Raw genomic sequence first — 12,342 nt, 5'->3', positions numbered from 1 at the left:
ATGGACTTCAATATTATCGCCGTCACCGCCTGCGTCAGCGGAGTGGCGCACACCTATATGGCTGCCGAACGGCTGGAAAAGGTCGGTCATCATGAAAAATGGCATCTTAAGGTGGAAACTCAGGGCGCGCTCGGCGTTGAAAATCGCATTACCGCAGAAGATATCGCCCGCGCCGAAGTGGTGCTGCTGGTGACGGATATCGAAATTGACGACGCCCAGCGCTTTCGCGGCCTGCGGACGATTAAAACCAGCATCAAGAGCTTCCTGCTGCAGCCGCAGCAGATCGTCGAGGCCGTAAAAAGCATCATGAAAAAGCCGGTCGTCTATGTTGAACTTCCCTGACCGGCGACGGGCCTTACTCTACATCCAGCAACCACTTTTGCGCTGGCGTCAGGCGGCTGGCCGTCTCGGGCGTCAGCCAGCGCCGCTGGTCCTGCTGCGGCGTATCCGCGCGATCGATGTATAACCCATGCAGCACCCGTCGTCTGCTGCCCTCACGATTACGCGTGCCGCCGTGCCAGGCGTGAGCGTTGTAAATCATCACGCTCCCGGCCGGCGCAGCAAACACGATTTCATCAGGGTGGGCCTGCTCCGGGTCGGCCAGTACCTCTTCCGGGAGCTCAGGACGCAGGTGGGTACCGGGGATAATCCGCGGCGCGCCGTTGGCGGCGCTCAAATCGTCTATCGCCCAGATGGTATTCACCAGGTGGACTTTGGGAAAATCCGGGCGCGGCTTTTTCCAGTCGGCGTGCAGCGGCTGGTGGCCGCCGTTATATAACGCCTCGCGCGCGTTCAGGCTGGAGACTTTAAAATCGCCGTTGAAGATATAGCGGCAGGCGGAGAGGATCAGCGGATGAGCCCAGACTTTCTCCCAGATAACCCCCTTATTCACCAGGTTGGCGATCCGCGTCGCGGTCGCTTCCTGATGATGTTCCATCGCCAGATTGTCGCCTTCGCGCTCGACCAGGGTATCAATTAGCCGTCGCATTTCGCTCAGCCACTGGGCGTCAACGACATTATGCACAACGGTGTAGCCGAGGGTGTCGAGCTCGTGTTTCATTTGCGCGCTGAGCGCCAGGCTGGCGCCTAACGCATCGAGAAAGCTAGCTGATGATGAGTTCATGTTGCGTTCCTTTTTAACGTTCCGATAACACAAACAAACTCTACTGGTCCATCCGCGGCATGACAGGAGGCGAGCGCTACGAAAAACTGGACATACGTACGCGAGCCAACAAAGTGTGATGGGCGTCAACAATCACGTTTTCGGCGATGCCGGTGCTGTAGCTGACCGGGAATCCACCGCGCAAAATGGCTTAACAAACGCTGCCGGGGAGGAAAAAATAGATTATCATCAACAGGATAATGCGCATGCTGAGGGCAAAGAATGATTGAAGATCTGCCGGATATACTGCATCGGTTAATCGGTCAAAAAGATCGCTTACAGGTGAGATTTCCTGAGCCGGATATCTCCGTGCCTGCCCTTGCCTTCAACGTACCGTTTCCACGTCTGGAAATTGTGCTGGAGGGTCAGCTTAATGAACAGGGGCTGCCGCTAGCCGCTTCGACGTTAACCGCGCTGCAGGTACTCTACGTGCAGGCGGGAAAGTGGACGCTGCCGCAGTGGACCGGCCCGGCCACTACCCTGAGTATCCTGTTTGGCCGGCAGAAACTGGGATTCAGTATTCAGCGCTGGGACGGGAAAAGCCTGCACACGGAGAAGCAAAGCGTTGCCCGCCTCGGGCCGCGCGTGGGCTCTTACCTGCTGCTGAGCCTGAATGAAGTCAGCCTGCAGCCCGATCCGCTAACCGCTCGCCTGGTGGTCGCCGCGCTACTGAGCCACTGTCGCGAACAGCTGGTTGGGCTGGAAATGCGCGTCAGTCGCAGCCGGGATCTGTTTCTTGCCGTTCAGGACTATCTCGAGGAAAATCTGAGCCTGCCGCTGACGCGGGAATCAGTGGCCAGACGTTTTCACATCACGCCCAACTATCTTTCGCATATTTTTCAGAAATCAGGCTCGGTGGGATTTAACGAATATCTGACCCGGGTGCGTCTTGAAAAGGCAAAACAGCTGCTGCGCGGCTATGACCTGAAGGTGAAAGAGATCGCCCATAACTGCGGCTTTGTCGACAGCAACTATTTTTGCCGGGTCTTCAAACGCTACACCGAGCGTTCGCCGTCAGAGTATCGGCGACACTGCCGCAGCGCGCAGCAGGCCTAACCTGCCGTGTCGGAATATTACGCCCACTCCACGCGCCCGCGCCCGTTGTGCTTGGCCTTGTACAACGCCTCGTCGACTTTGCGGATAAACGTCTCCTGCGCTTCGCCCGGCCGCCAGGTTCCGACGCCAATGCTGATCGACAGCGGTGTTTGATGATTGATCAGGATGGTGCGGGCATTGTCGAGGATCGCCTGCGCCAGATCGTGCAGCTCAGGCTCCGACAGGCCATCGACGATAATGGCAAACTCTTCCCCACCGATACGCGCCGGCAGGACCTGCTCGCTGGTCAGTTTCGCCAGCTGTTTCCCCAGGGAAAATAACACTTCATCCCCCACCAGGTGGCCCCAGGTATCGTTGATTTTCTTAAAAAAATCGATATCCAGGATCATGAGCCCCAACGCATGTCCGGACTTTTCGCGAATGGTATCGATAAAAAAGCGGCGGTTGGGCAACTGAGTGAGCTCATCTTTTAGGGATTGCGAGCGCGCGTCAACGTACAGCAGGTTGATGCGCTCAATAATTTTGTAGACGCCCACCACGGTCAGCAGCATCCCGGAGAGGCGCAGCAGATCTTCGCAGTAGTAGCCCATCCAGCGCGGCTGAACCACCATCTCATCCATCACATCGAACGTGCCGCCGGCAATCCACAGCAGCAGCCCATAGCGCACCCAGTTGACGGCAATATGGCTCATCCGCACCTTCGCTGAGCTCCACAGCATAAACACCAGAAACAGCAGCGCCAGCATATCGATATAGAGCCCGGGGTTGGCCAGGATTTCTCGCCACGTGCCGATGGGCGGCGACACCAGCGCACAGCCGACAGCGACGGCGACGATAACCAGCAGCGCAGGCAGTAGCGTACCCCGCGCCAAAGCGGACGGAATGGGGCGTTTCGCAGGAATAAGGCATTCAGGCATAGCGATGTCTCATGGTAACCACAGGGCCGATCGCGGGACAGGATAGCAGTTAAGCGCAGCGGGACGAATGAAAAAGCGACGCGCCGACAAAACGGCGGTGAGGTAGACTGACCCCGCGGAATTGTTCCAACGTACTACCACTCCATGGCGACGAGGTCAGTGGCGCGGATACTATCGGCTAAATCCATCAGCTGATTAGCTTTCCGTGCGGCGCCACCGATAACCGGCGGCGCCTGTCAGAGATTAGCCGCTGAACACTCGCGCCTTGCCGCTGACCGTCAGTCGCACCGTCGCGCCGGGCTGCCACGCCGGCTGGCTTACGGTTCGCAGGACAATCGGCCGATCGTGCCCGGACATCGACAGCGTCAGCGTGGAGAGCTGGCCGGAGAAATCAACATCGCGGATGGTGGCGGTACTTTCCTGCGGCCCGCTCACGCTGACGCTCAGCTGTTCCGGACGCAACATCACCTTACCTTCACCAGCAGGATGCCCTGCGTCTGTCGCCAGGTCGCCCAGCGCGCAGCTGGCCCGCCCGGGGCTCAGCCGTGCGGGGAGGATCAGGGCATCGCCGAGAAACAGCGCCGTCTCTTCATCCACCGGCTGCGCGTAAACCGCCAGCGGGGTCCCCACCTGGGCGAAACGCCCCTGGCGCATCACCGCCACCTGTGTGGCGAACGACAGCGCTTCGGTCTGGTCATGGGTCACCAGAATCGAGGCGATACCGGTCTCCGCCAGCAGATCGGCGGTCGCTTTGCGCGTGCTGGCGCGCAGTCCGGTGTCCAGGGCAGAAAAGGGTTCATCGAGCAGCATCAGCGCCGGCTGCTGGGCCAGGGCGCGAGCCAGAGCCACACGCTGCTGCTGGCCCCCGGAGATCTCATGCGGCCAGTGGCGCGCCAGGCTGTGGTCGAGGGCGACCATCTCCATCAGCGCGCCCACCCGGCGACGTTTTTCCTCGCGGCTGGCGTCCAGCCCCCAGGCGATATTGTCCGCCACATTGAGGTGAGGAAACAGCGCCCCCTCCTGCGGAACGTAGCCGATCCGTCGCTGGTGGGCAGGAACAAACACGCCCTCGGCAAACAGCGGCGCGCCGTGCATCACGATCCGCCCGCTGTCGGGCGTTTCGAAACCGGCGAGAATGCGCAGCAGCGTGGTTTTTCCCGAACCCGACGGACCCACTATAGCCGTCCGGCTACCCGGCGCCACCTGAAGATGAATATTATCGAGGACCTGCGCGTCGGCGAAGGATTTCGAAACAGAAGACAATTCCAGCATGTTACAACCCTGCCATTTTTTTCGACTGCATATAGAGAACCGCCGTCAGCGGCAGCGAAATGACGATCATCAACAGCGCGTAGGGCGCCGCCGCCACGTAGTCGATCTCGCTGGTTAACGCCCAGAATCCGGTCGACAACGTGCGGGTGCCTAACGGCGAGAGCAGCAGCGTGGCGGTCAGCTCATTGCTGACGCCGAGGAACACCAGCGCGGCGCCGGCGGCTGCCCCCGGGGCGGCAAGCCGCATGGTGATACTCCACAGGGCGCGGGCCGGGCTGCGTCCGAGACTGCGGGCGACGTTTTCCAGCTCCACCGGCGCCTGGGCGATACCGGCGCGCAGGTTAATCAGCGCCCGCGGCATAAACATCAGCAAATAGGCCAGAAACAGCGTCACTTCGGTCTGGTACACCGGACGGGCATAGTGGATGGTGACGGTGACCAGCGCCAGCGCGGTCACGATGCCGGGCAGCGAGCTGGTGATGTAATTACACCCCTCCAGCAGGCGGAACAGCGGACGCGGATAGCGCACGCCGAGCCAGGCGATGGGGATCGCGCAGACCGTCGTAAGCAGCGCCCCGCCCGCCCCCAGCAGCAGCGTTTGACGCAGGGAATGCCACAGATCGGCATGCAGCCAGTTGTCGATACCGCCCAGCCACAGCCAGCGTCCCAGGACCAGCAACGGCACCCCCATCGCCAGCAACACCAGCAACAGAAGCAGCAGCTGCGCGCCGAAAGCGGCCCCTTTACCCAGCACCAGGCGCTTCTGCTCGCGCGCCGCCCCGGCGCCGATACGCGCATAGCGCGCTTTACCGCGCGAAGCGCTCTCCAGCAGCAGGATCGCCAGACAGCACAGAGCCAGCACGCCCGCCAGCATATTGGCGGCCGGACCGCTGAAGGTCGACTGGAACTGATCGTAAATGGCGGTAGTGAAAGTATCGAAGCGGATCATCACATACAGACCATATTCCGCCAGCAGATGCAGGGCCACCAGCAGCGCACCGCCGCAGATAGCCAGCCGCAGCTGCGGGAGCACCACCCGAAAGAACACTTTCCACGGCGGAGTGCCCAGCGATGCGGCGACATCTTCAAGCGTGGGATCGAGTCGGCGCAGCACGGCCGCTACCGGCATATAGATAAACGGATAGTAGGCCAGCACGGAAAGAAACACCCCGGCGCCCAGGCCATGCAGCGAGGGCGCAGCGCTGACCCACGCGTAGCTCTGAACAAAGGCTGGAATGGCCAGCGGGGCCACCGCCAGCGCCGACCACAACTGCCGCCCGGCCAGCACGGTACGTTCCGTCAGCCAGGCCAGCGTCACGCCAAGCACAATGCTGATGGGGACCGCCAGCACCGTCAGCCACAGGGTATTGCTGAGCAGCTCGCCTACCCGTGGGCGAAAGACCAGCGCTTTGATTGTCGGCCAGCCGGTATCGAATCCGACCGCCACCACAAACCCTAACGGCAACAGCGCCAGCAATGAAAACAGGAGCGCTAAGGCAACCATCGGAAATGCAGGACGCCTGCGCTCGGGCAGGCGTCCTGTTTTCTTTCCGAGCGACAGACTCAGAACAGACATAGCAACATCACTTCCTCAGGATCAGAGCAGGCCAGCCTGCGTCATCAGTTCAATGACCTTTTTACTGTTCAGCGAGGAAGGTTCCACCTTCGGGGCATCCAGATCTTTCAGCGGGGTCAGTTTCGGGTTAGAGGCCGCGTCTACCCCCACCGCATATTCGAAGGCGTTATTGGTGCGCAGCGCATCCTGTCCCTGCTTACCGGTGATCCATTTAATAAAGGCCTGCGCCTGCGCTTTATGTTTGCTGGAGGCCAGCACGCCGCCGCCGGAAATGCTGACGAAGGCCCCTGGATCCTGGTGTTTGAAGTAATACAGTTGGGTGTTTTTGCTGTTCTCGCCGGTTTTTGACTGGTCAACGAAGCGATAGTAATGGTAGATCACCCCGCCGTCGATCTGCCCGGCGTTGACCGCTTTCATCACCGTGCTGTTGCCTTTATAGGCGACAAAGTTGGTTTTCATCGCCTTCAGCCAGTCGAGGGTCGCCTGCTCACCCTTCAGCGCCAGCATCGCGCTGACGATAGCCTGGAAATCCGCCCCCGATGGCGAAGCCGCCCAGCGGCCCTTCCACTCCGGTTTTGCCAGATCCATCAGCGACTGCGGCAGCTGCGCCTCGCTGATTTTCGCCGGGTTATAGACGAAGACGGTGCTGCGCGCGGCGATGCCGATCCAGCGACCGTGCTGAGGGCGGTACTGCGCCGGAACCTGCTGCAGGGTCGCCGCATCCAGCGGGGCGAAAAGTTTGGCATTATCAACCAGCACCATCGACGGCGAGTTCTCGGTCAGAAACACATCGGCTGGCGACGCGGCGCCTTCCTGAACCAGCTGATTACCCAGCTCGCTGTCATCACCATTGCGCAGCGTGACTTTAATACCGGTCTCTTTCGTAAATCCATCCACCCACGACTTCACCAGATTTTCGTGTTGGGCGTTGTAGACCACAATCCCGTCCTGACCGTCAGCCGCCATCCCTTGCGGCGCCAGAAACAGAGAAGCGGCAACCAGCGCTGCCGTGCGGAGGGGCGATAAGCGAGATTTCATGAACGCATCCTTAATGAAATAGGGCAATTAATGGTAAATAGCCTGAGCGGAGAGGATTAAATCACAGCAAAAAAAGAATGATAATGAAAACAATTATCATAAACTTAAAAAAGCAAAAAATAGCGCCGGTCTGTTATTAGGGATTAGAAAATGCTTAAAACCATCCGTTCCCGAAATTTAGATTAAGAAAACATTAAGCTGCGATTATTTTATTGCCTTCGTGACAGAGCAGCCGCCTCTGCACGTTATCTGCGGTCTTTGCCGGCGGGTATTGTGATACTGATCATGTTTTTAATATGCGCCGTCATCACGAAAGATATCCTCCTTCTACGATCATTAAAAAGCCTTTACCGTCAGAGGGATGGTTAACTTTATGCACACTCACCCTGGCACGCACGATAAATGAAAGAGATAAAGCGGCGAAACGCATGGATTGCCTTTTCCCTCGCGCTGGTGGTGTTTCTGGCTGGCGTGTTCGTCATTAACTGGCAACTGTGGCATTCCGACCAGGCTGCCCATGTCGCCGCCGCCCGCCAGGCGGCGACGAAAATCGCCGTTATTCTGGATGAGGCCCGCACCGCAACGGTGACGGCGATGAACGTTAGCCGCAGCGGGTGCTCGGAGCAGGGTCAGTTTCAGCTCGGAACGGAGGCCGCCCTGCAGCCGCATCTGCGCACCATTATGCTGATAAAAGAGGGCAAGGTGTGGTGCTCGTCCCTGCCCGGCAACCGGGTCCTGACGCTCAGCCCTGTGTCATTATCTGACGAACCTCTGATGCTGCTCCCGGCCAGAATGATGGTCAATAAGCGTCCGGTGCTGATCTATCAGACGCACTCAGCACAGATCCGGGTGATTGTCACTATCAGCGACGTCCATCTGCGCGATGCGCTATATAGCGATTCGGATAGCAACGGGCTGGCCCTATGGGTTCAGGATCAAATGATTGCCAGGCATGGCGATGTCCAGCCACAGGCTGCTGATCCAAGCCGGAGCGTTTTTACCTCGCCGGCCTATCCGTTTCGCATTACCTATCCCGAGTCATCTTTTTTAAGCCCCGGACGCCTGGTGAATAATGGCGCCGGTTTGCTGATTTTTATTTTCTCTGTTTCGCTGCTGTTTTATTTTCTGATGCGTAAATTTCTCAATGTTTACACCTCTGAAGAGGAAAAGTTGCGCTACGCCATCACCCAGGGCTATATCATTCCCTACTACCAGCCTTTGGTGAACGGGAAAACCGGTGAGATATACGGTGTGGAAATACTGGCACGCTGGCAAAACACCACCACGCCCTCGCGTTCACCTGCTGAATTTATACCGCTGGCCGAGCGTACCGGCTTAATTATTCCGCTGACCCGCAGCCTGATGGCGCAGGTAACCGCCCAGATGAGACCGCTCTTTAATAAACTACCGGATGGGTTTCATATCGGCCTCAACATCAGCGCGTCGCATATTAACTCCCCGACGTTTATCGATGATTGTCTGCACTTTCAGCGCGGCTTTGAGGGTAAAGCGGTAAAGCTGATGCTGGAGATCACCGAGCAGGAACCGCTGTTACTCAATGGGGCGGTGGTCGACAAGCTCAACAGGTTACACAACTGCGGGTTTTCCATCGCGCTGGACGACTTTGGTACCGGCTATTCCGGGCTTTCCTATCTGCACGAACTGGTGTTTGATTACATTAAAATCGATCAGAGCTTTGTCGGTCGCGTGACCGGAGAGACGCCGTCAAGCAAGCTGCTGGACTGCGTGATAGAGATGGCCCGAACGCTTTCACTGCGCATCATTGCCGAGGGCGTTGAAACCCAGGCCCAGCTGGATTACCTCAATCGCCAGAATATTCCTCTGCTGCAGGGCTACTTCTTCTGGAAGCCGATGCCCTACGTCGCGCTGGTGATGCTCCTGCTGAGTAAACCGAAGGCACGGATTATCGAAGAATAAGCGGGCGGTCAGTAACCCGGCGGCAATCCTGCCCTGCACACACCTTATCCCTGAGCAAACAGGTTCAGCGCCTCCTGACGGTTCTCTTTAATAGAAAAGATACGATCCATACGGGTAAGCTTGAACAGGTCCTGGATCGTCCCGTTGAGCGAACACAGCACCAGCTCTCCCTGCCCACTGACGCTCTTGAGTATGGATACCAGGGCGCCCAGGCAACTGCTGTCGATAAACTCGACATGGCTCAGATCCAGCAGTACGTTTTTCGTCTCCCCGTCGATGGCCTCGAGGACCTGCTGCTTAAACGCCGAGACAACGGAAGCATCCAGTCGACGCACCAGGGGCACGATAATTTTGACACCCTGCTCAGTATGTAATTCAACGTTCATCTTTATCCTCAATGTTGGCTGACACCTGTCAACGCGACTCAGTTCTGTTCGGCGTGTGCTTTTTTAGCGGGTAATGCCCCAGATATCCCTGGCGTAGCCGCGGATAGTTCTGTCGCTGGAAAACTCCCCCATCCGGCAAATGTTGAGCAAGGCCCGGCGGTGCCAGCGATCCGGTTGTTCAAAATCAGCCATCGCCTGCTGTTGCACCTGACAATAACTGTCGAAATCCAGCAGATGGCAATAATGATCGGCCCCCGTCAGCATCTGATGCAGCGGCGCAAACCGTTCGCGATCGGCGGTAAACTGCCCGGACACCAGGCTATCGACCACTCGTGCGATAGCCGGATTCTGATGATAGAACGCATGGTGATGCCCGAGGCGTCGGCTCTCTTCAATCTCTTCCGCCACCGCGCCAAAAAGATAAAAATTATCGATTCCCACTGCCTCGCGGATTTCGATATTCGCCCCATCATAGGTGCCGATAGTTAACGCGCCGTTCATGGCAAACTTCATATTGCTGGTGCCGGACGCCTCGGTCCCGGCGGTGGAAATTTGCTCAGAGAGATCCGTGGCGGGAATAATTTTTTCCGCCAGCGAGACTTTATAATCTTCGAGGAAAACCACTTTAAGCTGCCCGGCGACCTGCGGGTCACTGTTAATTTTTCGGGCAACGGTATTAATCAACTGAATAATCAGCTTCGCCATCCGGTAGCCCGGCGCCGCTTTACCCGCAAACAAATGGACCTTAGGCGCCATTGTTCTCCCTGCCTCTTTGATCTCCAGGTACAGCGCGATCACGTGAAGAATATTGAGTAACTGTCGTTTGTATTCGTGAATACGTTTGACCTGACAGTCAAACATGGCCAGCGGATCCAGCGGGATGCCGTAGCGTTGCGCCACCAGCTGGCTGAGCGCGGTTTTGTTGGCAAATTTTATGGCCCGGATATTGTCAATAACGGCCGGATCGTCGACCAGGTTTTCCAGACGGGAGAGCTGGGGTAAATCGGTTGGCCACCCCTCCCCCAATTGTTGGTGCAAAAATTCTGCCAGCCCAGGGTTAGCCTGCTGCACCCAACGACGCGGTGTGACGCCGTTGGTCTGATTAATGAATTTCTCCGGGGTGATAAAATAGAAGTCAGGCACCAGCTGTTTTTTGACCAATTCTGAGTGCAGCCACGCCACCCCATTCACGCGATGGCTACCGACAATGGCCAGATTAGCCATGCGGATTTGCTTATCATGATGTTCGTCAATTAAAGACAGCGAAGATAACAGATGATTTTTATCCGGCCAGCGCCGGGCCACCGCTTCGAGAAAACGGTGGTTAATCTCAAATATAATCTGCAAATGACGCGGCAGAAGTTTCTCAAACAACGACACCGGCCAGGTCTCCAGCGCTTCCGGCATCAGCGTATGATTGGTGTAGGCGCAGGTATTTTGCGTTATCTCCCACGCCTGCTCCCAGGGCAGTCGGTATTCGTCCACGAGGATCCGCATCAGCTCCACCACCGCCACTGCCGGATGGGTGTCATTAAGCTGAATAGCCACATGCTGCGCCAGCAAAGTAATGTCGTCATTAACCTCAGCGTAGTCACGAAATATATCCCGCAGCGTACAGGCCACCAGAAAATATTCTTGGGTCAGCCGCAGCTCTTTTCCGGTCAGCACCTCATCGGAAGGATAGAGTATTTTTGAAATATTCTCCGAGGCGATTTTTTCACTCACCGCCTTGATATAATCGCCGCGATTAAAAATATGGATATTAAAGGAGTCAGAGGCTACCGCGCTGTAGAGACGCAGCTTGTTGGTGGTCGTATCCCGGTAGCCGGAAACAAAATAGTCATGGGGAATACCAACGATAGTTTTCCAGCCGAGCCACATCGGGTTGTAATTACCATCAATATCTTCGCTGTGCTCGATATACCCCCCCAGCGGGATCAGAATGTGCTGGGCGTGATGCTCCACCAGCCATGGGGAATGCATGGAGTGCCAGTCATCAGGATGTTCGATCTGCTGATCGTTTTGAAAGGACTGGCGAAAAAGGCCATATTCGTATTTGATGCCATGCCCGGACGCTGCAATGTCAAGGGTGGCCATCGAGTCGATAAAGCAAGCGGCTAAGCGCCCTAACCCGCCGTTACCCAGCGCGGCGTCAGGCTCCTCGTCAAGGAGGCGTTCAAGATCAAACCCCAGGTCATTGACCACCTGGCGCATCTCCGACAGTAAATTCATATTCACCAGGTTATTACGCAGCGACTGGCCGAGTAAAAACTCCATCGACAGGTAGTAAACTCGCTTTTTTCGCGCTCCGCGCTGCCGCGCCTGGCTCGACAGAAAATGGTCCTGCTGAAAATGACGAATGGCCAGCGCCACCGCGTTAAAAATATCGCCTTGCGTGGCTTTATTTAAGCTGACACACAGCGTGTATTTTAATTGCTCTTCAACCAACGCCCGTAATTCTTTGATATCTTGCGGATTAATGACAGGCATGCTGACCTCACTGGTCTCTTTTCTGCGTAAAACCGTGGCAGGTAAATCATCATTTTTCCAAGTATAGACGAAGTTTTTTTGCGGAAAGTTTTTTATTCCTGAGCATCAATTCGCTTATATCGTGCTTCGGAACAATTAACATTCCTCCTTTTAAACGGATTGGTGGTTTTATTTTCGCCAGCTGATTACGCTGCGGCGCTGACAGAGTCAACGAGATTTCGCATGGCGGGCTTGCGAGGTCGGGAGGTCAGGATGAAGCGCGGATGGGATGGTCAAAGGGAAAAGCAAAAAGGGGTTACCTTTCGGTAACCCCTTCTTTTATATGGCGGAAGCGCAGAGATTCGAACTCTGGAACCCTTTCGGGTCGCCGGTTTTCAAGACCGGTGCCTTCAACCGCTCGGCCACACTTCCGGTGTGAGGCGCACTATAAACACCTCGGCGGATGCTGTAAAGCACCATTTTGTTCAACTGCCTTAAAAACAAACAAATCTGTGTTATTCGTCTGAA

Annotated in this window: 11 protein-coding genes, 1 tRNA gene and 1 pseudogene; 5 read left to right on the top strand and 8 right to left on the bottom strand. The window is 56.7% G+C overall.

Features of this window, described 5'->3' with window-relative positions:
- The gene (locus tag ABLU95_RS11840) at positions 1-342 is read left to right on the top strand and encodes a PTS fructose-like transporter subunit IIB (RefSeq protein WP_023289073.1); all 342 of its coding nucleotides are present in this window, start codon (positions 1-3) and stop codon (positions 340-342) included.
- A 13-nt stretch (positions 343-355) separates the two neighbouring features.
- On the opposite strand, the gene ABLU95_RS11835 is transcribed toward ABLU95_RS11840, so the two are convergent.
- Entirely contained in the window at positions 356-1,123 is a 768-nt protein-coding gene (locus ABLU95_RS11835; protein ID WP_023289072.1) for a phytanoyl-CoA dioxygenase family protein, read from the bottom strand.
- Positions 1,124-1,238: 115 nt separating this feature from the next.
- On the opposite strand from ABLU95_RS11835, the gene ABLU95_RS11830 reads away from it, so the two are divergent.
- Both ABLU95_RS11830 and ABLU95_RS11825 read left to right on the top strand, forming a co-directional pair.
- Positions 1,239-1,388: a hypothetical protein gene (locus ABLU95_RS11830; protein ID WP_158238152.1), complete on the top strand. Its 150-nt coding sequence runs from the start codon at positions 1,239-1,241 to the stop codon at positions 1,386-1,388.
- The gene (locus tag ABLU95_RS11825) at positions 1,385-2,218 is read left to right on the top strand and encodes an AraC family transcriptional regulator (protein WP_023289071.1); all 834 of its coding nucleotides are present in this window, start codon (positions 1,385-1,387) and stop codon (positions 2,216-2,218) included. Before ABLU95_RS11830 ends, ABLU95_RS11825 begins: the two co-directional genes overlap by 4 nt.
- A 17-nt stretch (positions 2,219-2,235) precedes the next feature.
- Here the strand turns inward: ABLU95_RS11825 and ABLU95_RS11820 are convergent, their stop codons facing one another.
- The 4 genes from ABLU95_RS11820 to ABLU95_RS11805 form a co-directional block, all read right to left on the bottom strand.
- Positions 2,236-3,135: a GGDEF domain-containing protein gene (locus ABLU95_RS11820; protein ID WP_064158249.1), complete on the bottom strand. Its 900-nt coding sequence runs from the start codon at positions 3,133-3,135 to the stop codon at positions 2,236-2,238.
- A gap of 243 nt (positions 3,136-3,378) precedes the next feature.
- On the bottom strand, positions 3,379-4,407 hold the full coding sequence (locus tag ABLU95_RS11815) for an ABC transporter ATP-binding protein (RefSeq protein WP_023289069.1): 1,029 nt from the start codon (positions 4,405-4,407) through the stop codon (positions 3,379-3,381).
- Between the two features lies 1 nt (position 4,408).
- Positions 4,409-5,983 carry an iron ABC transporter permease gene (locus ABLU95_RS11810; protein WP_168380165.1) on the bottom strand — a complete coding sequence of 525 codons (1,575 nt, stop codon included), beginning with the start codon at positions 5,981-5,983 and terminating at the stop codon, positions 4,409-4,411.
- Between the two features lie 21 nt (positions 5,984-6,004).
- Complete coding sequence (locus tag ABLU95_RS11805) at positions 6,005-7,021, bottom strand: iron ABC transporter substrate-binding protein (RefSeq protein WP_065881796.1); 1,017 nt, start codon at positions 7,019-7,021, stop codon at positions 6,005-6,007.
- A 402-nt stretch (positions 7,022-7,423) separates the two neighbouring features.
- Here ABLU95_RS11805 and ABLU95_RS11800 point away from each other — a divergent pair.
- Together ABLU95_RS11800 and ABLU95_RS11795 are read left to right on the top strand one after the other, a co-directional pair.
- A pseudogene (locus tag ABLU95_RS11800) lies at positions 7,424-8,038 on the top strand (CSS-motif domain-containing protein); the annotation flags it as partial.
- 111 nt (positions 8,039-8,149) lie between these two features.
- Positions 8,150-8,959 carry an EAL domain-containing protein gene (locus tag ABLU95_RS11795; RefSeq protein ID WP_223822591.1) on the top strand — a complete coding sequence of 270 codons (810 nt, stop codon included), beginning with the start codon at positions 8,150-8,152 and terminating at the stop codon, positions 8,957-8,959.
- Between the two features lie 44 nt (positions 8,960-9,003).
- On the opposite strand, the gene ABLU95_RS11790 is transcribed toward ABLU95_RS11795, so the two are convergent.
- The 3 genes from ABLU95_RS11790 to ABLU95_RS11780 form a co-directional block, all read right to left on the bottom strand.
- On the bottom strand, positions 9,004-9,345 hold the full coding sequence (locus ABLU95_RS11790; protein WP_065881799.1) for an STAS domain-containing protein: 342 nt from the start codon (positions 9,343-9,345) through the stop codon (positions 9,004-9,006).
- Positions 9,346-9,408: 63 nt separating this feature from the next.
- Positions 9,409-11,835: a glycogen/starch/alpha-glucan phosphorylase gene (locus tag ABLU95_RS11785; RefSeq protein ID WP_348879626.1), complete on the bottom strand. Its 2,427-nt coding sequence runs from the start codon at positions 11,833-11,835 to the stop codon at positions 9,409-9,411.
- Between the two features lie 323 nt (positions 11,836-12,158).
- Positions 12,159-12,246, bottom strand: a tRNA-Ser gene (locus tag ABLU95_RS11780).
- Positions 12,247-12,342 lie beyond the last annotated feature (96 nt).

It is taken from the genome of Klebsiella sp. GG_Kp146 (genome assembly GCF_040061975.1).
Lineage (GTDB): Bacteria > Pseudomonadota > Gammaproteobacteria > Enterobacterales > Enterobacteriaceae > Klebsiella > Klebsiella quasipneumoniae.
Note: the sequence above shows the minus strand (reverse complement) of the source record. Positions and strands in the feature narration are given on the sequence as shown.

Bases quoted from the DNA above. Each gene is read 5' to 3' on its own strand.
- ABLU95_RS11840 (WP_023289073.1), top strand. From the start codon at position 1: ATGGACTTCAATATTATCGCCGTCACCGCCTGCGTCAGCGGAGTGGCG.
- ABLU95_RS11835 (WP_023289072.1), bottom strand. From the start codon at position 1,123: ATGAACTCATCATCAGCTAGCTTTCTCGATGCGTTAGGCGCCAGCCTG.
- ABLU95_RS11825 (WP_023289071.1), top strand. From the start codon at position 1,385: ATGATTGAAGATCTGCCGGATATACTGCATCGGTTAATCGGTCAAAAA.
- ABLU95_RS11820 (WP_064158249.1), bottom strand. From the start codon at position 3,135: ATGCCTGAATGCCTTATTCCTGCGAAACGCCCCATTCCGTCCGCTTTG.
- ABLU95_RS11815 (WP_023289069.1), bottom strand. From the start codon at position 4,407: ATGCTGGAATTGTCTTCTGTTTCGAAATCCTTCGCCGACGCGCAGGTC.
- ABLU95_RS11810 (WP_168380165.1), bottom strand. From the start codon at position 5,983: ATGTCTGTTCTGAGTCTGTCGCTCGGAAAGAAAACAGGACGCCTGCCC.
- ABLU95_RS11805 (WP_065881796.1), bottom strand. From the start codon at position 7,021: ATGAAATCTCGCTTATCGCCCCTCCGCACGGCAGCGCTGGTTGCCGCT.
- ABLU95_RS11795 (WP_223822591.1), top strand. From the start codon at position 8,150: ATGCGTAAATTTCTCAATGTTTACACCTCTGAAGAGGAAAAGTTGCGC.
- ABLU95_RS11790 (WP_065881799.1), bottom strand. From the start codon at position 9,345: ATGAACGTTGAATTACATACTGAGCAGGGTGTCAAAATTATCGTGCCC.
- ABLU95_RS11785 (WP_348879626.1), bottom strand. From the start codon at position 11,835: ATGCCTGTCATTAATCCGCAAGATATCAAAGAATTACGGGCGTTGGTT.